The sequence below is a fragment of the Chryseobacterium sp. 2VB genome, from assembly GCF_005503635.1.
Lineage (GTDB): Bacteria > Bacteroidota > Bacteroidia > Flavobacteriales > Weeksellaceae > Chryseobacterium > Chryseobacterium cupriresistens.
Genome location: NZ_SCNC01000010.1, coordinates 16,071 through 39,711 on the forward strand (window position 1 = coordinate 16,071; position 23,641 = coordinate 39,711).

Consider the following 23,641-nt stretch of genomic DNA (forward strand, 5'->3'; position numbering starts at 1 on the left):
AGCAATTGATATGAAAACGACCTCCTATCCTTCCAAATATGCACAGCCAAAAGGAATTATTATTGTTGGAAAAACAAAATTCAAATGGTATGACCTGGCCAATGATCCTGCAGAAGTTTCACAACAGGACATTGAAAATGCCCAAAAGTGTATTGAAAGTGCTGAAGAAAACTTTAAAAACATTGATGATCTCGGATTTGTCATTATGCACCGCTGCGGAAAAAACTATCTTTTACTGGTATGTACATGGGGAAATGAAAACGAATTATGGGAGAGCGTGTATTATGATGGTTCCGGACAATTTGAAATATGGGACAGAAACAAAACCCACCTCCCGACGTATTGTGTCTGGGAAATGGGTATTGTCTATCATGAATCTCAGTCCTGGAAAAAATATCTGGGCTCCGGAAGAGAAGACAAAGATAAAGAGACCTATCTCAATCATTTTTTTGAAGGAGAAGTGTAATTTTAATTGGCTCTGTCTTCTTATGAATGAGATCGTTTTTAACAGGACAAACGGTAATGATCTTTTATTGCATCACTTTTACTGTTTTTCAATATCTTCGTCTGATAAAATCAGAACATGAAAAAAGGGCTTATTGCATTTTCTATATTTATTACTCAGATCATTTCTGCACAGAGCTATTCCCAATATGTCAATCCGTTTATAGGAACCGGAGGACATGGCCACACTTTTCCCGGGGCAATCGTTCCATTCGGGATGGTACAGCTTTCTCCCGATACAAGAATTGATGGAAGCTGGGACGGATGCAGCGGATATCATTATTCGGATTCTGTAATCTATGGTTTTTCTCATACTCATCTGAACGGAACGGGAGTTTCCGATTATGGAGATATCATGCTGATGCCTACGATGGGAAACCCAGGTCTGGGCAGCAAGGATTATTCTTCAAGGTTTTCACATAAAAATGAAAAGGCGGCTGCCGGATATTATTCTGTAAAATTAGATAAGAATAATATTGATGTCCGCCTTACTACTACCAGAAGGGTCGGCTATCACGAATATACGTTCAACAACGCAGGCAATGCCAATATTATCTTAGACCTCAATCACAGAGACAAACTTCTGGAAGGGGAAGTAAAGATTATTGATGATAAAACCATTGAGGTTTTCAGAAGAAGTGAAGCATGGGCCACCAACCAGTATATTTACGCCAGAATTGAGTTTTCAAAACCCATGAAAATTTCAAAAAAAGAAGTTAACGGAAAGCAGGAAAACAATCTTTTTACCGGAACAAAACTTGCTCTGGCATTTTCAGCCACCGTTAAAAAAGGAGAAAAGATCAATGTAAAAGTTTCTGTTTCTCCTACAGGATATGAAGGAGCAGGAAAAAATATGCTGGCAGAAGGACAGTCAGGCGATTTTGACATTGTAAGAAAGCAAGCTCAATCTGACTGGGACAAAGAGCTTTCAAAAATTGAGGTGAAATCTGATGATAAAAACAAATTAGCCATTTTTTACACCGCTCTTTATCACGTTTTCACACAACCCAACATCAATATGGATGTAGACGGAAGATACAGAGGCAGAGATAATAAGCTTTATACCACCAATGGTTTTGATTATTATACGGTATTTTCACTTTGGGACACCTTCAGAGGAGCACATCCGCTGATGACTTTAATCGACAGAAAAAGAACTGCTGATTTTATCAATACTTTCATTAAACAATATGAACAGGGAGGAAAACTTCCGGTATGGGAACTGGCTTCCAATGAAACAGAATGCATGATTGGCTACCACTCCGTTTCTGTCATTGCAGATGCAATGGCAAAAGGAATTCAGGGATTTGATTATGAGAAGGCATTTCAGGCAGCAAAAGGTTCAGCCATGCAGGATATTTTTGGATTGAATGCTTATAAACAGAATCATTATATCAGTATAGATGACGAGCATGAAAGTGTTTCGAAAACTGTAGAATATGCTTATGATGACTGGTGTATTGCTCAGATGGCAAAAATTTTAGGCAAGAAAGAAGACTATCAGGAGTTCATGAAACGTTCTCAGAACTGGAAAAACCTTTACAATCCAAAAACAGGTTTTATGCAGCCGAGAAAAAACGGGAATTGGTATGAACCATTTGACCCGAGAGAAGTCAACAATAATTATACGGAAGGAAACTCATGGCATTATTCATATTCTGTACAGCAGGACATTCCGGGACTTATTGCGGCTCATGGCGGGAAAGAAAAGTTTGAACAGTTTATTGATGCTATCTTTACTGCTCCTGATAAAACTACGGGAAGAGAACAAGTGGACATCACAGGATTGATGGGCCAATATGCCCAGGGAAATGAGCCAAGCCACCACATTGCCTATCTGTATAATTTCGTCGACAAGCCAGAAAAAACAGATGCGAAAATCAAATACATTCTTGATAATTTTTATAAAAACACCCCTGACGGATTGATCGGAAATGAAGACTGCGGCCAGATGAGTGCCTGGTATGTTTTAAGCTCAATGGGAATTTATTCTGTAACCCCGGGATTACCGGAATGGGAAACCACCACTCCTTATTTTGATGAAATTAAAATTCATCTTGAAGACGGTACTACAAGAACGATTTCCAAAAATACCAGCAAAGCTGAACTTAAAAAACTGGGGTTCGAAAATGTAAAACCTGTTAAAGATTTTAAATATGCTGAACAAACCGCTTCACCAGTAATTGCTGCCGACAGAATCTTCGACTTTTCTACCAAAGTTGAAATCACTCCATTAAACCCAAGCGACAAAGTATATTATATGACAATGGATGAGAGTGACAGCAATAAAAGAAAGACGTTTTCAACTTATAAAGGACCATTCTCCATCACCAAAACCACTCAGGTAATGGCTTATGCTGAAAGAAACGGAGAAAAAAGTTCTGTGACAACCGCTCATTTCAACAGAAGACCAAACTATTGGGATATTAATATTCTGTCAAAAGTGACTCCGCAGTACAGTGCTACCGGAAGCCTGGCACTTATTGACGGAATCAGGGGAGATGTTAATTGGAGAAAGGGTGAATGGCATGGTTATCAGGGACAAAATTTTGAAGCTATTATTGATCTTAAATCCCCTCAAAACATTAAATATTTATCTTCAACGTATCTTCAGGACAGCAGAGCATGGATTCTGATGCCTAAAAAGGTGGAATATTACGCTTCCATGAACGGAAAAGATTTTGTCCTTCTGAAGACCGTTGACAATACTATTGATCCTAAGGATGAAAAAGTACAGATCAAAGATTTTTCTACAGAAATTCTTCCTACCGAAGCACGTTATATCAAAGTAAAAGCCTACTACTTCGGAAAACTTCCGGAATGGCATCAGGGAGCCGGAGGCGATGCGTATATCTTTATTGATGAGATTGGTATAAAGTAAGGAAGATGGAAGTTTCTATCTGCCGGAGTACTTTTTAAAGTTGGCTTGAAGAAAGGTTAAAATTAAAAATTTGATAAGTAAACATAGATTAATCTTTAGACTTTCAGAAACTTCCAGCATCCAGCTTCCTACAAAAAAAATCACCCTTCGAAAATTCGAAGGGCGTATTTTTTATCCATTCATTCTTTCCGACCATTGCAGAACTTCCGGAAGTTCTATATCAGAAAACTCGATGTGAATGACTCTTCTTTTCCTTCCGTTCGTTGTTCTGTTAGAACCATGAAGCGTTAAAGGTTTCATCAGCATAATTCCCCCTTTTTCTACGTTGCAGATTTCTTCTGTTTCTACAGTCCAATCAATAGTCTCGGGTCTGTAAATGCCTTTTGCATGAGACTTTGGAACCACTTTCAGCGCTCCGTTGTTTTCATCGGTATCATCCAGATGGATTCTGATGGTATAGATATTTTCCAAAACGTTGAGTGGAGGCTGTACCGCAAACTGATTTTGTTTGGTGGTCCAAGGTCCGAAATTAGCGAGTTCCAACTTCTTATCTACAGAAATAGTAAGATCCTGGTGATAGGCTACATACCAGTTGGAGGTTTCAGGCTTATCAAAATAGATACTTTTAACCACAAAATATTTTTCACCGAAGATTTCTTTCACCACTTTCCGGATGTTTTCATTAAACACAAGATCTTTGATTTCCGGAACTTCTTTTAAGAACTGCCTGATAGCAAAAAGGTCTTCAGACTTTCTAAAATTTTCTTTTGAAGTGTCTATATTTTGCAGCACAACATTGATGTCTTCAAGTTCTTTCTGCGAAAACACATCATTGATAACAGCAAAGCCATATTCTTCAATATGGCTTTTATGATTTTCTAAGTTATGTAAACTCATTGATATTTAAATTTTGTCCAATGGTTCAGTTAACTGCCCTTCCCATTTTGAAACTGCTGTGGTTGCCAGCGTATTTCCAAGTACGTTGGTCATACTTCTACCCATATCACAGAAATGGTCAATTGGTAAAATCAAAGCAATACCTTCTGGCGGAATCCCGAACATTGAACATGTTGCCACAATAATTACCAGGGAAGCTCTTGGAACTCCTGCAATTCCTTTTGACGTAAGCATTAATACCAAAAGCATAGTGATCTGCTGTCCAAGGGTCATTTCGATTCCGTAGATCTGAGCAATAAAGATTGAAGCAAATGTCATGTACATCATACTTCCATCCAGATTGAATGAATATCCTAAAGGTAAAATAAAAGATACTACTCTGCTGTTACACCCGAATTTCTCCAGTTCTTCCACCAATTTCGGGAATACTGCTTCTGAACTTGTAGTAGAGAAAGCAATTAGCAAAGGCTCTTTAATTCTTTTTAAAAGATCAAAAAGACGGTTTCCTAAGATGAAATATCCTACCAGTAAAAGGACCAGCCAGAGAACTCCTATAGCAAAGAAGAAGTCTCTTAAATAAATAGCATATACTTTAAAAATTTCAAAACCATTGGTGGCCACTACCGCTGCAATAGCGCCCAATACTCCAAGCGGAGCAAACCACATGATATACCCTACCATTTTAAGAATGGCGTGAGCAATAATATCAAATAGTTTCACAACAGGCTTAGCGTATTCTTCTCCAAGATTAGCCAAAGCAACTCCAAACATTACCGCAAATACAACAATCTGCAATACCTCGTTGGTAGCGAAGGCTTCAAATAAACTTTTAGGAATCATGTGTTTTACAAAGTCTTCCATGGAAAAACTTTTGCTGCTTTTAAGAAGCTCATCAGCAGAAGCCACATCCTGAATCGGTAATTTTGTAACATGTCCCGGCTCCAGCCAGTTAACAAGGATCAACCCGATAAAAAGGGAAATCAGAGAAGCTGAAATAAACCAAAGCATGGCTTTTGTACCTACTCTTCCAATCATTTTGATATCACTCATTTTGGCAATCCCCACTACTAATGTTGTAAAAACCAATGGAGCAATAATCATCTGTACCAATCTGATAAAAACCGTTCCCAACAGTTTTATGTTTTTAGAAAAGGGTTCTGCACTATCCGGATAGCTCACGTGTACAATACCTCCGATTCCTACGCCCAGAAGAAGGGCAATGATAATTGCTATAAAAAGTTTATTCTGTCCTTTCATATATATAGTTCAATTTGCGCAAATATAATGGTTTTTCAATTGGCAGACGATTTTCTTCTATAGCGTTGAATTTTGCATTAAGTTTTTAATCCCTGAAAATTAAAACCCTGGTTTAGAAAATATTGTAAAAAAATTAAGAAACATTTATTGAATTTTTATTCCTTTGGTACAAATTTTATTATTACATTTGAGTGTATAACAACATTAATAAATATACAATATGAAAAAAACTATTGCAATGGCTGCATTAGCTGTAGCTGTATCTTTCGGTGCTATTTCTTGTAAAAAGAAAGTTTCTGATGCCGACCTTCAGACTCAGGCTACAACTATAGTAACTTCTAATCCCAATGCTTCTGTTGAAGTAAAAGAAGGTGTAGCTCACTTAAGCGGTACTTTCGCAGATCAACAGTCTAAAGACGCAATGATTGCTAAATTAAAAGCTATCAGCGGGGTAAAAGACGTAATGGATATGTCTACTATAGCAGCTGCACCTGCACCTGCACCAGTGGAAACTGCTTCTGCTGTAGATCCTGCTGTTCAGAAAAAAGTTCAGGATGCGGTGAAGGATTTCCCTTCTGTAAAAGTAGAAGTTGTAAACGGACAGCTTACGCTTACAGGAAATGTTTCTGCTTTACAGGCCAGAAAAATCAAAGAATCTGTAGATGCTTTGAAAATCGGAAAGTATAACAACAACCTAATCGTAAAATAATTAAAGATGAGCGAATTACAAGATAAATATTCAAGTGTAGTTTCAGCGGCACAGTCTGCAGGGATTTCCAATCTTCAGGTTCAGGAGCAGGATGGAATTCTTTATGTTTCCGGAAATGCTTCCAATACTGCAGCTAAAGATGCTGTATGGAATGCTTTAGGAGCTATTGATTCTACTTATTCTGCTTCAGATATCAATATTGATGTACAGGTTGCAGGTCTTGCTTCAGGGGCTTCTTTAACAGTGGCTACTGAAGAATCTAATCTTAACATCAGACAGGAACCTTCTACTGAGGCTGCCGTTGTAGGTAAAGCTGCAAAAGGTTCTTCTGTAACTCTTATTGAGCAGACTTCTGATGACTGGTGGAAAGTGAAAAATGCAGATGGTCAGGAAGGATATGCTTATTCAAGATATTTAAGAGCATAATTTTTATTAAAAAATAATAAATTTTCACAAAAAAAACATCGAAACATCCCAGATTTGGGATGTTTTTATATTTTTACGGCTCTGAAAAAAAAACTAATGAAGAAAACTCTGCTGCTATTGACTTTGATGTTCACAGTCATTATTCTGCACGCCCAAAAACTACACATTGACGGAAAAATATCCGATTATGAAAAGAAAGCGATAGAAAATGCCACCGTTTATCTTTTGAAAGAAAAAGACTCATCCATTATCAATTACACAGCTACCAACAAAGAAGGGAAATTTTCTCTGAAAATTGATGACATAAAAGAACCTTCCATTCTTAAAGTAGACGCTGATAAATTATCTTCCTATTCGAAAAAATTTGAAAAAATAAACCTGTCATTATCACTGGGGGATATTCAGCTCGAGAAACAAGGCATTGTGAATACGATTGATGAGGTAAAAATTACGGTTTCTCCGGTAAAAATTAAAAAAGATACTATTGAATTTAATGCAGCCGCAATCAAAGTAAGACCTGACAGTAAAATTGAGGAACTTCTGAAGCAGATTCCCGGTGTAGAGATCAGCAATGAAGGAAAAATTACGGTGAATGGAAAAGAGGTGGATCAAATCATGATCAACGGAAAACCTTTCTTTGATAAAGACGGTAAAATTGCCCTCCAAAATCTACCTGCAGATATCATCAAGAATATCCAGTTTACCACCACCAAAACAAAGGAGGAGGAACTGAGCGGAAAAGCAGCCAAATCCCAGAATACCACTATCAACTTTAATATTGATGAAAAGAAAAATAAAGGTTTGCTGACAAGACTTACGGTCGGCTATGGATCAGACAAGCGGTATGAAGCAAGCGGACTGGCCAGTTATTTTAAAGGGGATACGAAAATAAGTTTGTTGGCTTCTTCCAACAATATCAATTCCCAGGGATTTTCCAGAGATGAGGTTTTTGACAGCATGGGTAATGGCCGGAATGCCTGGATGATGCAGGGAGGATCTGTCTCAACGGTAGGAAATGTAACTTACTTTAACCAGGGAGGTGGTACAAAAGGAATTCAAAGGTCTACGACCATTGGCTTAAACTACAGTGACAAACTTGGAAAAGATGCCGATCTGGATTCCTTCAGTCTAATGAATTCCGATTCTAATACAGAAACAAGGTCTAAAGTCTCAAGGTCTACCCTTCTCCCTGCTTACACGCTTCAGACCAATTCTGAAAGCAATGGAGAAAATGAATCCAAACAATACAGTTTTGATACTTCGGCTAAAATCAAACTGGATTCTATGACAAGTATCTACCTTTCTCCGAGATTTACAAAAAACAGCAGTTTCAGTTTCAATAACTCAAGATCCTCTTCTTTAAGGAATGGCAGTCTTCTGAATGAAAGTAATGCGTATTCCAGTAATGATTCGGAAAGCAATTCATTTAATCCATATCTCTATTTTTCAAGAAAATTCAGAAAAAAAGGCCGTTCAATTTCCGCTAATATGAACAGTTCCATTTCAGAATCCAGAAGGGATAATCTGAATCAATCTCAAAACACGTTCTATCAATCCAATGGAATATCAACAGACAACAGGGATCAATTAGCCAAAAATAAAAATCAGAACAGCAGTTTCAATTTCAATGCCGGATATACAGAACCTGTTTCCGATTCGTCCAGTGTAAGTTTTGAAGTGAAATATGAAACCCGATCTACCAGAGACTTGAGGAATGTAAATGATTTTGATAATACAACCGGAGACTACACTAAATACAATCAGCTTTTATCCAACAATATGAAGCAAAGAATTAATCAGATCTCTCCTGAGCTTACATATCAGATTAATAAAAAGAAACTGAATTTCTGGGCTTCCATGAATCTTGATATTTCAGATATGAAGGTAAATTCTATCTATAACGGACAGCAATATGATCTGCAGAAAAATTTTGTACTGCCCCAATATAATGTCAATCTTTACTATCAGCTGAGTGAAGGAAAAACCTTGAACATTTATAACTATTCCAACTTCACCATTCCCACCGCAGAACAATTGACTCCATATAAAGATGAATCCAATCCTTTGATTACCTATCAGGGAAACCCTGATTTGAAAAATACCTGGACCAACAATCTTTATGTGTATTTCAACAATTATAATAAAGTAAAAGACCTCAGCTACTATTTCAATATTGGCTTTACGTACAGAAATAATGACATCATCAATTTTTCCACCTATGATAATGCAGGGAAACAGGTAATTACTTATGACAACGTAAGCGGAAATAAAAGCATCAATGCCGGCGGAGGTTTTAGTAAAGTATTGAAATGGAAGAATAATAAACTTATTATCAATCCAAGACTCACCATGAATTATGCTTACAATAACGGTTTTATTGACGGACAATCTTTCACCAGCAATTCTTACAATCTAAACCCAGGTCTTAATCTTACCTATGAAATCAAGGATAAAATGACCATCAAACCTTCTTACAGACTTGGATACAGTTTCTCCAATTATACCAATTATAATGTAACGAATGTAAATACAGCCAATCAATCCTTAAAACTGGAACTCACCAATTATATGCTGAAAGGCAATTTCGTATTTGGAAACGATTTTGAATACAATACCAATTCCAATATTGCTCCGGGCTTTAAAAAGGACTTCTACTTCTGGAATACCAGCCTTGGATATTCGTTCTATAAAAAACAGTTTACGGCAAAAGTAAAAGTTTATGATGTTTTAAATCAAAATCAAAGCGTAAGAAGAACGATCACCGATTCTTATTTTGAAGACCGTGAAGATCTCATCCTGAAACGATATATCATGTTCTCCATCAGCATGAAACTGAATAAATTTGCAGGAAAAAAGAAGTAATAATCACACCATACTTTATATATAATTTTTGATAATGGCCGGATCTTTCCGGCTATTTTTATGTATATACTGAATTTCATTCCTGAACGATATTACAACTGAAGACGTTATATTCCCATCCTCCGGAGGGGTGGCGAAAATTCAAAGAATTTTTGACGGGGTGGTTTACCATGAAATATTATCTTACTCATCCAGATAGATACTGACAACAACAACCTTTTAAACAAGATTTACGAATAAACGTGTTTTTATTTTTAAATTAGCATCAAATTTTTTTTATGAAAATCCATATTTCAGTATTATGTATTCTTTTTTTCATTCTTGGAAAAGCTCAGAAAACGGAACAGAAAGATACCTTCGTTAAAGACAATTTCACCAAGAAAGAATTTTATATTCCAATGCGTGATGGCGTGAAACTTTTTACTGCGGTATATATTCCGAAAGATATATCGAACAAAAACAAATATCCGTTCCTGATGCAGAGAACCTGTTACAGCATTGCACCGTACGGAGAAAGTGAATATAAAGCAAAGGTAGGTCCCAACACGTATCTTATGAAAGACAAGTATATTTTCGTGTATCAGGACGTACGCGGAAGATATATGAGTGAAGGTACTTTTACCAATATGACACCGCAGGTGGAACGCAAGACCAAAAAAGATGTTGATGAAAGTACTGATACTTATGACACCATCGAATGGCTTTTGAAAAATGTGAAAGATAACAATGGTAAAGTAGGCCAATTCGGTACATCATACCCGGGATTCTATACTGCTGTAGGAACGTTGTCACAGCATCCTGCTTTGGTAGCTTCTTCACCACAGGCACCTATTTCTGATTTCTGGAATGACGACTTTCTTCACAACGGAAGATTTATGCTCGGCTATTTCAGAACATTCCCTGTTTTTGGGGTTCAAAAAACGCAGCCAGAGAAACAGGCCTGGTATATGGATTCTTTCATCAAACAGACTTCTGAAGACGGTTTGAAATTCTACAGAGATATGGGTACGCTGAAAGATGGATATGAAAAATATTACAAGAATAATTTCTTCATGACAGAGATTATGAATCATACCAACTATGATGAATTCTGGCAAAAAAGAGGTCTTCTTCCTCACTTAAAGAATATTAATCACGCTGTAATGACTGTCGGAGGATGGTTTGATGCAGAAGATCTTTCAGGACCATTGAATATTTATAAAACCATCGAAAAAACAAGCCCTAAGGCCAAAAATACCATCGTTATGGGACCTTTCTCCCATGGCGGCTGGTCCCAGGAGCAGGGAAAACATTTTCACAGTGAAACGTATTTTGGAGATAGTATTGCTACTTACTACCAAAAAAATATTGAAACAAGGTTTTTCAATCATTATCTGAAAGGCAATACAAAAGAAGATGCAGGACTTCCTGAAGCACTGATGTATGACACCGGTGCTAAAGCATGGAAGGAATTTGCTTCTTACCCACCGAAAAATGCTCAGAAAGTGAATTTCTATCTTTCTGATAAAACCCTGAAAAAATCATCAGGACAAGGCTATTCTGAATATTATAGTGATCCTAACAATCCTGTTCTAAGCTCAGATCATTTAAAAGACTTTAACGGTTTCACTCCAAAAAATTATATGTCGGAAGACCAGAGATTTGCTGTAGGAAGACCAGATGTATTAACATTCACTACTGATGTATTGACTGATGATATTACATTTGCCGGAGAGATTATGGCTAAACTGAATATTGCTTCCACGTCTACAGATGCCGATTTTGCAGTAAAACTGATTGATGTTTATCCTGAAGATTTTCAGCCTGCAGAAAAGAAAGAAGGCGTTATCTATGGCAACTACCACCAGATGGTAAGAAGTGAGATCATGCCTGCAAGATTCAGAAATACCAAAGAAAAGGGAGAAGCTCTGGTTCCTAACCAGAAAACTGCTGTTAATTTCAGACTTCAGGATGTAGTTCATACGTTTAAAAAAGGACACAAAATCCAGATACAGATCAGCAGTACGTGGTTTCCGCTTTTCGCCATCAACCCACAGAAATTTATGGATAACCCGAATTTTGCCAATAAAGAGGATTACACCAAAGCATTTATTAAAGTATATGATGACAGCTCCATTGAAGCTGAAATTTTAAAATAAATTGAAAAAGCTGTTCGTTTGAACAGCTTTTTTGTTTTTAGAGCTTGAAGTTTATTTTGGTTTTGGCTAAAGCCGGATGATTTTGTTCTTTTGGTTTAAGTGGGCTAAAGCCCACTTCTATTGATGGAGATGATAAGCGTAATTCTCTAAAGTCTGCGTAAACAGCTTGCCATTAGATAAAGCATCATTGGGACTCCTTCGGAGTAACAAACGTTATGGATAAAATTTCTCTTAAAAACTATTCTTCAATGGTTCTGAAAGTCAGGTTGACTCTTGGAGTTTTCACTTTTGTAGTGGGTGGAAGCCTGTGAAGCCAGTTGTCCTGGGTAGTTCCTTTCATAATTAATAAACTTCCGTTTTCGAGGAATATCTCAACTTTTTCTTTAGTTACTTTATGTTTAAATAAAAATTTTCTTTCGGCGCCAAAAGTCAGAGAAGCAATGGCTCCATGTTTTTTCAGATCTGTCTCGCCATCGCTATGGTAGGCCATTCCTTCACTTCCGTCGTGGTACAAATTAAGCAGACAGGAATTGTAGGTTTCTCCCGACACTTCTTCACATTTTTTCTTCAGCTCCAGTAATTCGGGAGTCCAGAATTTTGCATATTTTGTTCTTTTTGAATAAGTGTATTCAAATGCTTTTTCTCCAAACCAGGCCACTTTTCTTTTGGTTAAAATCAGTTTTCCAAAGATTACCGCCTCATCATTCTCCCACGGAATCTGATTAAGCAGATATTTATAGTAAAAATCTGATTGTTCTTTGGTGAAGACCTTGCCATAATAATGAACGGTTCCATCGTGTGGAAGGATATTTAGGGGATAATCTGATATTTCTTCGAAAAGGCTCATCATCGTTTTTAATTTTTTTTCATTAAACACAAATTACACTAATATTTTTCACAAATGACACGAATTTTCGCATCAATAGAAACGGACTTTAGCCAAAACTTCAATTAATAGTTTTCAGCCACAAAAGATTCTTTCATTAAACACAAATTACACCAATGTTTTTCACTAATGACACGAATTTTTATATCAATAGAAACGGGCTTCAGCCCGTTTAATAAAATACAAGAATCCATTGGCTTTAGCCAAAAACTTAATAATTGCAGAATCCTTTTGTGGTAAAATAGATTACGAGTAAATATGTGAGCCCTCCCAACCCACAATCAACTGTTTCCTATCACTTCCCCATCGGTAGCCACCGAGATGTCCTGTAGACTGAATCACGCGGTGGCATGGGATAAGAAATGCAACCGGATTACTTCCAATAGCCGTTCCCACTGCTCTGGAGGCTTTAGGATTTCCTACTTTTTCGGCTAACTTGCCATAAGTAGACAGTTTACCCATCGGAATAGTCAGCAGACTTTCCCATACTTTCAACTGAAAATCGGTTCCTTTTAAGTGTAGTTTTATTGTGTTGAGTTTTGTCCAGTCTTTATCAAATATGGACAGTGCGTTCTTTTGAAGGGCATCCTGTTTTTCAATAAAAGAAGCATTGGGGAATTTTTGTTTCAGTTCCCCGAATGCTTTTTCTTTATCGTCTTCAAAAGCCATATAGCAGATTCCTTTTTCTGTAGAAGCTACTAAGATATTTCCGAAAGGACTTCCGGAAAAACTGTAATGAATACTAAGGCTTTTTCCTCCGTTTTTATATTCTGCCGGAGACATTCCTTCAATCTTTACAAACAGGTCATGAAGCCTGCTGGTACTTGAAAGTCCTGTCTCATAGGCGGTATCAAACAAGCTTGCTTTTTCTTCCTTCAATAAATTTTTAGCATGTTCAAGACTGATGAACTGTAAAAATTTTTTCGGACTTGTTCCTGCCCAATCTGTAAAGATTTTCTGGAAATGAGCCGGACTTAAGTGAATATTTTCTGCCACTTCCTCCAAACTTGGCTGAAGCCTGAAATTGCTCCGGATATATTCTATCGCTTTGGCAATTCTGTTATAATCTATCTGACTTTGTGTGGACATCATATTATTGTTTTTACCTCACAAATATCCAAAGAATATACGGCAGAAAAAATCCGATTCTTGCGGAATATTAGTTGTTGTTATAAATATCGTAGTAAGCAAGCATTTTGTAATATAACTTTGCAGACAGGAAAGCTGTTGGCTTAGCCATTGGTGAATCCATTAATTCTACAATATCAAATGCTACTACATTACATTTTTCAAATACTTTTCTTAATAATTCCAGCGTTGGATACCATTGTAATCCACCTGGCTCAGGAGTTCCTGTAGATGGGGCAATAGAAGGATCAAAAGCATCTAAATCAATAGTGATATACACATTTCCCGATACTTTTTCCAATACATCGTTGATCCAGTTTTCGTTGTTGGCAATTTCGTGAGCAAAAAATACTCTTCCTTCAGGTAAATATTGCGTTTCTTCAATATCCATAGAACGGATTCCCACCTGTACCAGATTATGCTTTTGATTGGCTTCAAAAACAGCACAAGCGTGGTTGGAAGTAGAACCGTGAAACTCTGGACGTAAGTCTGTATGAGCGTCTAATTGAAGTACTGTTAAATTTTCAAATTTTTCTCCTACTGCACGGATAGAACCGATAGAAACAGAGTGCTCTCCACCGAAAAGAGTAAATAATTTACCGTCATTGTCCAAAAGCTCTTTTGTTTTCTGATAAACCGCTTCCGTCATTGCTTCCGGTGAAGAATTTTCCGAAACTTCTCCTGCTAAGTAAACTCCCTGTAAGTAAGGTTCTGTTTGAGTTTCAATATCGTAAAGCTCCATGTTTTCAGAAGCGTTTAAGAATAATTCCGGACCTTTATCAGCTCCTTTCCCCCATGTTGAAGTTCCATCGTAAGGAACAGTTACCAACATTACTTTCGAATTCTCTAACGTTGCGTTTTCCTCGGGAATTCCTGCGTATGTTCTCATGCTTTATTTAAAAATTTTAATGTTTTAAAATTGAAATATTGACCACAAAGATACGAAGAGTTTATGAGTTGGAGAGTAAGAGTGTCGGCGAGTTTATGAGTTACAAGTCTGCTACCTAAAACCTATCATCTATCATCTATCATCTATCATCTATTATCTATCATCTGTTACCTCTTCCCTTTCCACTCTCAACTCAAATAACTATTTTTGTATAAAACTCATTATATGCCTTTAAAAGCTGTACTTTTCGATATGGATGGAGTTATTGTAGATACGGAACCCTTACATAGAAAAGCTTATTTCAAAACTTTTGACGAACTGGAAATCGTAGTTTCCGAGGAGCTGTACACTTCTTTTACTGGTGCTTCCACCAAAAGAGTCTCTGAAACATTGATTAATGAATTTAATTTAGATCAGACTTATGAAGCCATTGCTGGATTAAAAAGATCTCATTTCAAGGATTACTTTTACAATGATGATGAGTTTGATTTAATTCCGGGAGTAAGAAAACTGATAGAGCATTATCATGAAAACGGACTCAAACTGATTCTGGCATCTTCTGCTACAATGGTAACCATCAATATGGTTTTTGAAAAATTCGGACTGGAGCAATATTTCAGCGGAAAGATCAGCGGTGCGGATTTAAAAGAATCAAAACCTCATCCTGAAGTTTTTTTACTGGCCGCTGAAATGGCAGGAGAACCTGTTGAAAACTGTATGGTTATTGAAGATTCCACCAACGGAATTTTGGCTGCGCACCGTGCAAAAATCTTTTGTGCAGCATACAGAAGCCCACATTCAAAAAATCAGGATTATACGTTGGCAGATACTGTGGTTTCAGATTATGAAGAATTAGAACTGGATAAGATTTCAAAATATTTTTAAATAAAAAGCTCTCAGTTTGTCTGAGAGCTTTGTTTTGGCTAAAGCCAATGTAATTTATTATTCTTGATGAAACGGGCTAAAGCCCGTTCCTATTGATATAAATTATTTATAACCAAGAAGTTTCAATACATCTTCCGGTTCCTGTTTCTCACGGAAAATCTCATATTGTAATTCGCCGTTTTCATCTTTCTGAATCAGGACGTGTCTCGGCTGAGGCATCAGACAGTGATGTACTCCGCCATATCCTCCGATTGTTTCCTGGTAAGCTCCGGTATGGAAGAATCCGATATACAAAGGTTTTGTATCACTGAAAACAGGTAAATAAATGGCATTGGTATGCTGTTCAGAGTTATAATAATCATCCGAATCACAAGTCAGTCCTCCCAAGAATACTCTTTCATACGTATCTTCCCAACGGTTAAGCGGAAGCATGATAAAGTGTCTTGAAATGGCCCATGTATCAGGAAGAGTGGTCATGAAAGAAGAATCAATCATATTCCATTTTTCTCTGTCGTTCTGACGTTTCTGAGAAATGATTTTATAAAGGTTGGCCCCACTTTCCCCTACGGTAAAGCTTCCGAATTCAGTATAAATATTAGGCTCTTCTACTCCTTCCTCTTCACAGAATTTTTTGATCTGAGAAACGATTTCTTCCACCATGTACTGATAGTCATAATCAAAATTCAAAGAAGTTTTGATTGGGAATCCACCTCCGATGTTCAGTGAATCCACTTCCGGAGCGATTTTTTTCAGACGTGCATATACACGAAGACATTTATACAATTCATTCCAGTAATATGCTGTATCCTTAATCCCTGTATTGATAAAGAAATGAAGCATTTTCAATCTTGCGTTCGGATGTTCCGCGATCTTCTGGCTGTAATAAGGAATAATATCTTTATATCCGATTCCTAATCTTGAGGTATAGAATTCGAACTTCGGTTCTTCCTCTGATGCAATTCTGATTCCGATATCAAAAGTGGAATCAATACTTTCAGTAAGCTTATCCAGCTCTCTGTAATTATCAAGAATCGGCGTAATATTTTCAAATCCGCTATTGATCATATCTGAAATCTTTGCCAGATAATCATCGGTTTTAAAACCATTACAGATCACTTCGATATTCTTATCTACCTTACCCTTCTCATAAAGAGATTTTACGATATCCATATCATAAGCTGAAGATGTTTCTATTGAAATATCATTCTTCAGAGCTTCTTCCAATACAAAATTAAAATGACTGGATTTTGTACAATAGCAGTAGGTATAATTCTTTTTATATTCGGTTTTCTCAAAAGCTTCTTTAAACCAGCCTTTCGCTTTCTGAATATTTTGAGAAATTCTCGGCAGGTAGCTAATCTTTAGCGGGGTGCCAAATTGTTCAACAACATCCATTAACGGAATATCGTGAAACAACAAATTGTTCTCAGAAACATTAAATTCCTCCGTAGGAAAATATAATGTCTGATCAATAAGTTCCGAGTACTTTATTTTCATTTCTAAACAAGTGAATTAAGAAATGCAAAATTGCTAAAAAACTTTCATTTTTAGGTGTTAAAATTATTATAATTTTAAATAAACACTCAATATTGAATCCCAGAAAAATTTATCTCTGATAATCAATACGTAAACTTCTGAATGTATTCTTTTCTTCTGGCATCTGAAATCCCTAATACCTGCTGAATATAGACATCTGTAGAGCCATATTTTTTATTGATCTCTTCAAAAGCCGCATCAAGGTATCTTTTTTCTACCCAGCTGAGTTTTTCCAGCACCTGTAAATCCATTTTCGGATAGAGGAAATGTAAAGTACTGGCAAGGCGTAATCTTTTTTGAACAAGATTTTTTCTGTAGTTATTGGATAAAAGATATTCATTATAAACAGTCTCTTTATCAAACTTCAGAATGGCAAGAATTAGTGCGGTGGTAATTCCGGTTCTGTCTTTTCCTGCGGTACAATGGTAAAGGATAGGATCTTTGGATTCCAGTATTTCCGTAATAATTCTTTTTATCATTTCCGGATTTCCGGTAACGTACTCGCGGTAAAAATCGATCATTCTTTTATCAGCATCGGAAGCATTTACTTTACCTTTAAGAACAAGTTTTTTGGCCTGAGCCAGCTGATCTCCTTCATCTTCAAATGCTGAGAAGTTTTTGTAAACATTTTCCGAAGGCAACTGATCGGGCTTTTGAGCAATTTCCCTGGAGTTTCTGAGATCAATAATTTCTTTGATTCCCAACTTTTCAAAATCGTCGAAAGATTTCTTTTTAAGCTTATGAAGATGGGCACTCCGGTAAAATTTCCCTTCTTTTAAAGTTCTTCCATCTGCATTTTTGATATTTCCTACCGTACGGAAATTGGTTACTTTCCTGATCGGGATCACTTTTTCAGTTTCATTTTTTCCATATTCGGGTGTTTCAAAATGCTGTGTTTTGCATGAGAAAATACAGCATAATGAAATGGTGAAAACTGATATTCTGATTAGTTTATTCAATGGTTTTTAATAAATTTTGGCTGAAGCCAATGGATTCTTGTATTTTATTAAACGTGCTTCCTTCGTCTAAGTTCAGGATTATTGTCCGTTCCTATTGATATAAAATTAGTGCCATTTGTGAAAAACATTGGTGTAATTTGTGCTTAATGACAGTCTTTTTTTACAATGGGTAAGGCCCATTTCTATTGATAATCATCACTCTAATAAATTGCAGGATATTCAATCTCCTTGATCCCTACAAAAAACAAGACATCTCCTGATTCATACTCTATAGAAACCTCATCTTCAACAGCGAAATTCCGGGTTCCTATTCTTGAAGTAATGCTAAGGCTTTCATTAGTCAAGGGCCAATTGAGACCTTTTGTCGTGATATTATTCACTGATGGAAACGGATAAAGAGAAATCATCCTGTTTTTCGCTCCTTTCAATGTAAAATGATTGGGAATGAAATAATATTCTGAAAACTCATCATAAAATTTAATATTCATCAGGTCTTTGAATGCAAAAGCAACGGTAAGATTCCCAAGAAAATGATCCTGTTCACCACCGCTTCCTCCAAAAACATCGACCTCTGAAAAACCTTTTTCCTGAATAATTTCCAGCGCTTTATGAAAATCTGTTTTTTCCTGATCTAATGTAAGGATGAATTTTTCCTCATACATATCTTCATCTGATCCGGAGTGCGAATCAAAATCGCCAGATATAAAAGCCAGCTTATCCAAAGGAAATCCCATTCTTTTTAAATAATGAAAGGCACCGTCTGTGCAGGCAATCAATTCATAATTTTCGGGGTTGGGTAATGATTTTGGAGCATCTCCGTTGATGAAAAGTAATGTTTTATCTTTCATTCGGGTTCCAGTATTCTTCCGGTTCGTTGTTCAGTTTTGAAATATATCTGGCCAATACAAAAAGATAATCTGAAAGCCTGTTTAAATATTTAATCAGTTCGGGACGTACTTCCTCAGATTCATTCAGGAATACCAGTGAACGCTCTGCTCTTCTGCATATTGTTCGGGCTGCATGTAAAAAGGTCGCCGGTTTACCTCCTCCAGGCAGAATAAAATACTGAAGCGGTTCCAGTTTTTCGTCAAAAGCATCCATCCATTGTTCCAGTTCTTCAATTTCTGTTTCTGAAATAATGATCGGAAGACGGGATTTTCCATTGGCAAGCATCAGCTTATCCACAGGTGTTGCCGCCTCTGAACCTACAGTGAATAAATCAAACTGTATTTTCTTCAGCTGTCTCAGCACTTCTTCATTTTCGATATGGCTTTTTGCAATTCCAATGAATGAATTCAGCTCATCTATATTTCCATAACTGTCTACTCTTGCACTGGCTTTGGAAACTCTTGTTCCGCCATACAATGCAGTCTGACCTTTATCTCCTGTCTTTGTATAAATTTTCATAGTACTAAAATACCTTTTTTTATACAATGTAAAAAGTAAAATGTAGTAATAACTTCCTATTCTATCTGAAAAAATAAAACTGACATTAGAAATTAATGTCAGTTAGTATTTGCGTAGATGGCTTTTATATCTTTTGGGGTTACTTTCCCTATATTAAAGCACTAATTATTTATTTATACATTAAAATGTGTAATTAACATTAAGCTGAAAAGTGGTTCCGTTAAATCCAAACTGGTTGACCTCCCACGGATATTTGAATCTTCCTCCAAGATCTGTCACTACATCTCCTTTGCTGTCTATGACGTCCGGGTAAATATTAAATAAATTATTTACGACTCCGGAAACTTTAAGGTCATTCGTGATTTTATAGGTTAAAACGATGTCTGTAACCACCTTACCGGAAAATGTCTGATCTTTGGCAGGATCAGTGGCATGCTGCCATGTAACAGAACCAAAATAGGTATTATTAAGGTTAAAATTAAACTTTGTAATGTCATACGACAGACTAAGGATCGTTTTTGTTTTTGGCCTTGCAGAAGTAATTCTGGATTGTTCCTTTCTGTCAAAAAAGTTTTCTGAATAGCCATTTTGCGCCAAAATAGACGGAACAGCAATATTATCTACTATTTTAGTTTCGTTATAATTGAAGGCAGCAATAACGCCTAATCTTCCTTTTCCAATAGCTGAAGTATAATAATTCGCGACAAAGTCTATTCCCTGAGTAACTGTATTGACAGCATTGGTGAAAAACTTCAGGGAAGTTATTTTATTATTGTTTAATATGACTTCCACAGGGTTTGACAGATCCGGACTTCCGGGAGCTCCGGTTTTGTATCCAATATCTCCTGAAAAAAGTACACGGTCTTCAATTTTTATTCTGTAATAATCTGCTGTAATAGTAAGATTTTTAAAAGGTTTTACAGCCAATCCCCCGGTAATGTTAAAGGCTTTTTCAGCATTTAATTTTGGAACCCCAAGATCAGATCTTACAATTGGAGAGTCATTATTAAAGGTACCCTGATTGGCTACTGTATTCCCTGTAATTTTAGTCTGAACATTGGAATAATATATCTGGTGTAAGGAAGGGGCACGGAATCCTGTAGAAACAGATCCACGGAAAACCAATTTATCATCCAGCAATTTATATCTTGCATTTCCTTTCCAGGAAACATTATTTCCGAAATCACTGAAATTTTCATATCTCACCGTTCCTCCAACTAATAGGTTTTTTGTAACATCCCATTCAGCATTGAAATAGGCTCCGATATTCTGACGGTTTTTATTGACTTCATTTTGAGGCTGCAGTCCCGGAAAGGATTCCGCGCCACTTCCTATATAAGAAGCTTCTTCTCCTGCCCTTGCCTGATAGTTTTCATTGCGCACCTCAACTCCGGCTCCTAAAACAAGTGCACCAAAATCTCTGCTGACATCTATGTTTCCTATCATATTACTGAACTGATGACCACCTGCTTTAAAATAAGTTGGTGAATTTGCTCCTAAAGAAGTATTAATGGTATTTGCTACAGCATAATCTACTGCATTAGAGCCAAAGGTGGCACTCCCGTCAAAACTCCATTTTCCAAACATTCCTTTCCATCCGGAGGTTAAATTATAATCATAAACATCTGTTTTAAATTCCGGCTGAAATCCATTGTAAGCCTGTCCTTTTGGAGTTAATAAACCAAAATCTGACGGTACCCAATAAGGTGTTCTGTACAAAGCAAAACTGGTCCCATTTCTGTAAGTTGTCCCCCCAAAAGCATAAAATTTACCCGTCTCACCTGTTGGCAATTCAAAATTTACAAACATATTGCCCACTTTGGTCTCCGGCTGCCCGATGATCATTCCTAAACCGGGATTGGCCTGAGTCCAGGCATTATCCACCCCAAAAAGTTCATCTTTTGTAACAGAACCTGCGCGGTTCGTTTTATTTTGGGAAGAAAATCCTAAGGTAAGATTCAGGCTTCCCGTTTTTGCAACCCTGATTCCTGTATTAAAATCTGCTCCGATATTGAAACCGTCTCCTTTTGAAGTAATTCCGGAAAAGAGATTCACTGTGCTTTTCCCAACACCATTCTTAAGGATAATATTGATCACTCCTGCAATAGCATCAGATCCGTATTGTGCAGATGCTCCATCCCTCAGGACCTCTACGTTTTGTAAGGCTGCTGAAGGAATACTTTTCAGGTCTGTACCTACTTCACCTTTTCCCGGTGTATCATTTACGTAAATGAGAGCACTTTGATTTTTTCTTTTATTATTAACTAAAACTAATGTTCTGGAAGGCCCCAAACCCCTTAAGTCTGCCGGATCAAAATGGGCCGTGGCATCAGAAACAGTTTGTTGTGATGAATTAAAAGAGGGAACAGCATAGGTTAAAGCTTTGTCAAAAGTAACCTGACCTGTAGATTTTAGCTGCGCTGCTGAAATATTGTCTATAGGAATTGCTGAGGTAATGATGGTTCTGGGCTTAGTTCTCCCCGTGGTCACCACCACTTCGTCTATTTTATTTTGTTTTATGCTGTCCTGAGCATATCCCATAACACCAGCTCCGCTTAATACTAAGACATAGATTTTTCTATTCAATAAATTTTCCTTCATATTAATTGTTAATTATTCAATAAAACTAGTAAAAAAATCAACATTAAACATAAAAATAAAAAATATAATAACAATTTTATTTAATATTTACGAAAACCATGCCATTTCATAAAAACAAGAATTAATATACGAAACGTAAAGTGATTTATTAATAACAATAAAAAATATAAATCAATAACATCAAATTTGTATAAAAAAATCAATTAGTTAACATCAGAAATAAACATGATTTTATTCGTTCTGAAAAGTAATTTTCAATGAGTTGAGAAGCGTTTGCTATGGCTCGCAATAATCGAAAAATGAATGGAAATAAAAAATGGCCGGGAGAAACCGGCCATATCCAAATTATTTATTTACCTCTACGTATTGTATGATGGTCTGATTTTTTGGGTTGTAGATAATGGTACTACTGTTCGGAAATCTTTTCAGCTTATAATACTGAATATTTTTATCGGATTTAATATCTTCGAGAATACTGGTATCAAAAGTATTTTCAGGAAGGAATTTTGACAGAAAGCTTATTTTATCAATAATGTTCTGGCCATCAATCTTTCTGGCAGTTTTATCAGATTTATTTTCATCAGACGTTGGCTGACTTTCCAAAAATGGCAGCAACACTGTAATGTCGGCTTTATATTTAAAGATATATCCTTCTGGTCTTCCCGGAATTTTAATTTTCTTTCCTTTTTCTTCAGAAACAATGGAAGCACCTGTACCAGGGAAAACGGTATTAAACTTTACGTCTTCGGCGTTGGTTAAAGAATTTATAGATTCATTGACTGTTTTCTTGACTGTTTCTTCTACAGCCTGATGTGTTTTTTGTTGTACTGCTTCTGTTGTTTTCTGAACAGTCTGGTCAATTTTTTCCTCAATCTTATTGCATGATACTAATAAAAAACCAGTAATAACAGGCAAAATATACTTCTTCATAATTCTAATAATAGCGATTTTTTTATTAATATCCTCTTTTCTAACGTAAAAACGGGCCAGGATATTTTAGCAAAGAAAAAAATATTTTTTCAATATGAAAAATCCTGCTGACAAACTGTTGTCATAAACCTCTCTTACCTTTGTATCAACAACAAACAAAAAACAAAACATTATGACAACTACAGCAACAGCCACTAAACAATTCATGACTACAGATCAGTTATTAAAAGACTGGCAGGGACACAGAAATCTTACAAGAAGAGTGATTGAAGCTTTTCCTGAAAAAGAATTATTTGAATTTTCCGTTGGAGGGATGAGACCTTTTGCCAAACTTGCCACAGAGATGATCAGCATTGCAGGTCCTGCTTTGAAAGGAATCATTGAAGGGAATATGGAAGGTTATAATGAAGAAGGGTTCAATCCTTCAACTAAAGAAGAGTTATTAAAAAAGTGGGATGAAGAAACAGAAGTAATCAACCACTATTTCAATCAGATTTCTGAAGAGCGTTTCCAGGAAGTATTCAACCTGTTCGGACAATATGAATTCCCGGTGTATGAAAATATTCTGTATTTTATTGATAACGAAATCCACCACCGTGGGCAGGGATATGTTTATTTAAGAGCTTTAGGGATTGAACCTCCTTTCTTCTGGGAGAGATTTTAATACAATGGGAAGGTAAAATTGCAGAAAGGGTAAACAAAACTTATATCTTTTTTTGCGACACAACAAATTTTCTTATTTGCAA

The 23,641-nt window shown here is 36.4% G+C and carries 19 protein-coding genes; 8 read left to right on the plus strand and 11 right to left on the minus strand.

Annotated features, from left to right (window positions below):
• Nucleotides 1–10: 10 nt before the first annotated feature.
• Both FFS26_RS11190 and FFS26_RS11195 read left to right on the plus strand, forming a co-directional pair.
• Nucleotides 11–466 carry a hypothetical protein gene (locus FFS26_RS11190; protein ID WP_137905059.1) on the plus strand — a complete coding sequence of 152 codons (456 nt, stop codon included), beginning with the start codon at nt 11–13 and terminating at the stop codon, nt 464–466.
• 117 nt (nt 467–583) lie between these two features.
• Entirely contained in the window at nt 584–3,385 is a 2,802-nt protein-coding gene (locus tag FFS26_RS11195; RefSeq protein WP_137905060.1) for a GH92 family glycosyl hydrolase, read from the plus strand.
• A 171-nt stretch (nt 3,386–3,556) separates the two neighbouring features.
• On the opposite strand, the gene FFS26_RS11200 is transcribed toward FFS26_RS11195, so the two are convergent.
• Complete coding sequence (locus FFS26_RS11200; protein WP_110009981.1) at nt 3,557–4,282, minus strand: phytanoyl-CoA dioxygenase family protein; 726 nt, start codon at nt 4,280–4,282, stop codon at nt 3,557–3,559.
• A 6-nt stretch (nt 4,283–4,288) separates the two neighbouring features.
• Nucleotides 4,289–5,539, minus strand: a complete 1,251-nt coding sequence (locus FFS26_RS11205) for a dicarboxylate/amino acid:cation symporter (protein WP_047434424.1) — start codon at nt 5,537–5,539, stop codon at nt 4,289–4,291.
• Between the two features lie 220 nt (nt 5,540–5,759).
• Here FFS26_RS11205 and FFS26_RS11210 point away from each other — a divergent pair, with 220 nt between their 5' ends.
• The 4 genes from FFS26_RS11210 to FFS26_RS11225 all read left to right on the plus strand — a co-directional run bounded on the left by FFS26_RS11210 (nt 5,760) and on the right by FFS26_RS11225 (nt 11,674).
• Nucleotides 5,760–6,248, plus strand: a complete 489-nt coding sequence (locus FFS26_RS11210) for a BON domain-containing protein (protein ID WP_110009982.1) — start codon at nt 5,760–5,762, stop codon at nt 6,246–6,248.
• A 6-nt stretch (nt 6,249–6,254) separates the two neighbouring features.
• Nucleotides 6,255–6,674, plus strand: a complete 420-nt coding sequence (locus FFS26_RS11215; RefSeq protein ID WP_076596553.1) for an SH3 domain-containing protein — start codon at nt 6,255–6,257, stop codon at nt 6,672–6,674.
• Nucleotides 6,675–6,770: 96 nt separating this feature from the next.
• Entirely contained in the window at nt 6,771–9,536 is a 2,766-nt protein-coding gene (locus tag FFS26_RS11220; RefSeq protein WP_171006291.1) for a TonB-dependent receptor, read from the plus strand.
• Nucleotides 9,537–9,814: 278 nt separating this feature from the next.
• Entirely contained in the window at nt 9,815–11,674 is a 1,860-nt protein-coding gene (locus tag FFS26_RS11225; RefSeq protein ID WP_137905062.1) for a CocE/NonD family hydrolase, read from the plus strand.
• 238 nt (nt 11,675–11,912) lie between these two features.
• Here FFS26_RS11225 and FFS26_RS11230 read toward each other — a convergent pair whose 3' ends face one another.
• The 3 genes from FFS26_RS11230 to speB form a co-directional block, all read right to left on the minus strand.
• The gene (locus tag FFS26_RS11230; RefSeq protein WP_110010096.1) at nt 11,913–12,521 is read right to left on the minus strand and encodes an alpha-ketoglutarate-dependent dioxygenase AlkB family protein; all 609 of its coding nucleotides are present in this window, start codon (nt 12,519–12,521) and stop codon (nt 11,913–11,915) included.
• A 285-nt stretch (nt 12,522–12,806) separates the two neighbouring features.
• Nucleotides 12,807–13,649: a bifunctional helix-turn-helix domain-containing protein/methylated-DNA--[protein]-cysteine S-methyltransferase gene (locus tag FFS26_RS11235; RefSeq protein ID WP_137905121.1), complete on the minus strand. Its 843-nt coding sequence runs from the start codon at nt 13,647–13,649 to the stop codon at nt 12,807–12,809.
• Between the two features lie 70 nt (nt 13,650–13,719).
• Nucleotides 13,720–14,577: an agmatinase gene (gene speB, locus FFS26_RS11240; protein WP_137905063.1), complete on the minus strand. Its 858-nt coding sequence runs from the start codon at nt 14,575–14,577 to the stop codon at nt 13,720–13,722.
• A 225-nt stretch (nt 14,578–14,802) separates the two neighbouring features.
• Between speB and FFS26_RS11245 the strand changes: the two genes are divergently transcribed.
• Entirely contained in the window at nt 14,803–15,462 is a 660-nt protein-coding gene (locus FFS26_RS11245; RefSeq protein WP_137905064.1) for an HAD family hydrolase, read from the plus strand.
• A gap of 102 nt (nt 15,463–15,564) precedes the next feature.
• Here the strand turns inward: FFS26_RS11245 and FFS26_RS11250 are convergent, their stop codons facing one another.
• The 6 genes from FFS26_RS11250 to FFS26_RS11275 form a co-directional block, all read right to left on the minus strand.
• Complete coding sequence (locus FFS26_RS11250; RefSeq protein ID WP_002977177.1) at nt 15,565–16,959, minus strand: decarboxylase; 1,395 nt, start codon at nt 16,957–16,959, stop codon at nt 15,565–15,567.
• 122 nt (nt 16,960–17,081) lie between these two features.
• Nucleotides 17,082–17,957 (minus strand): tyrosine-protein phosphatase, encoded by an 876-nt coding sequence (locus tag FFS26_RS11255; protein ID WP_137905065.1) that lies wholly within the window; start codon nt 17,955–17,957, stop codon nt 17,082–17,084.
• Between the two features lie 200 nt (nt 17,958–18,157).
• Nucleotides 18,158–18,805, minus strand: a complete 648-nt coding sequence (locus FFS26_RS11260) for a thiamine diphosphokinase (RefSeq protein WP_137905066.1) — start codon at nt 18,803–18,805, stop codon at nt 18,158–18,160.
• On the minus strand, nt 18,795–19,364 hold the full coding sequence (locus tag FFS26_RS11265) for a cob(I)yrinic acid a,c-diamide adenosyltransferase (RefSeq protein ID WP_137905067.1): 570 nt from the start codon (nt 19,362–19,364) through the stop codon (nt 18,795–18,797). Before FFS26_RS11265 ends, FFS26_RS11260 begins: the two co-directional genes overlap by 11 nt.
• A gap of 180 nt (nt 19,365–19,544) precedes the next feature.
• The gene (locus FFS26_RS11270) at nt 19,545–21,965 is read right to left on the minus strand and encodes a TonB-dependent receptor plug domain-containing protein (RefSeq protein WP_137905068.1); all 2,421 of its coding nucleotides are present in this window, start codon (nt 21,963–21,965) and stop codon (nt 19,545–19,547) included.
• Nucleotides 21,966–22,310: 345 nt separating this feature from the next.
• Nucleotides 22,311–22,895 (minus strand): hypothetical protein, encoded by a 585-nt coding sequence (locus FFS26_RS11275; protein WP_110009991.1) that lies wholly within the window; start codon nt 22,893–22,895, stop codon nt 22,311–22,313.
• A 172-nt stretch (nt 22,896–23,067) separates the two neighbouring features.
• On the opposite strand from FFS26_RS11275, the gene FFS26_RS11280 reads away from it, so the two are divergent.
• A complete protein-coding gene (locus FFS26_RS11280) occupies nt 23,068–23,559 on the plus strand; it encodes a DinB family protein (RefSeq protein ID WP_110009992.1) in 492 nt (163 codons plus the stop codon).
• The last annotated feature ends 82 nt before the right edge of the window (nt 23,560–23,641 follow it).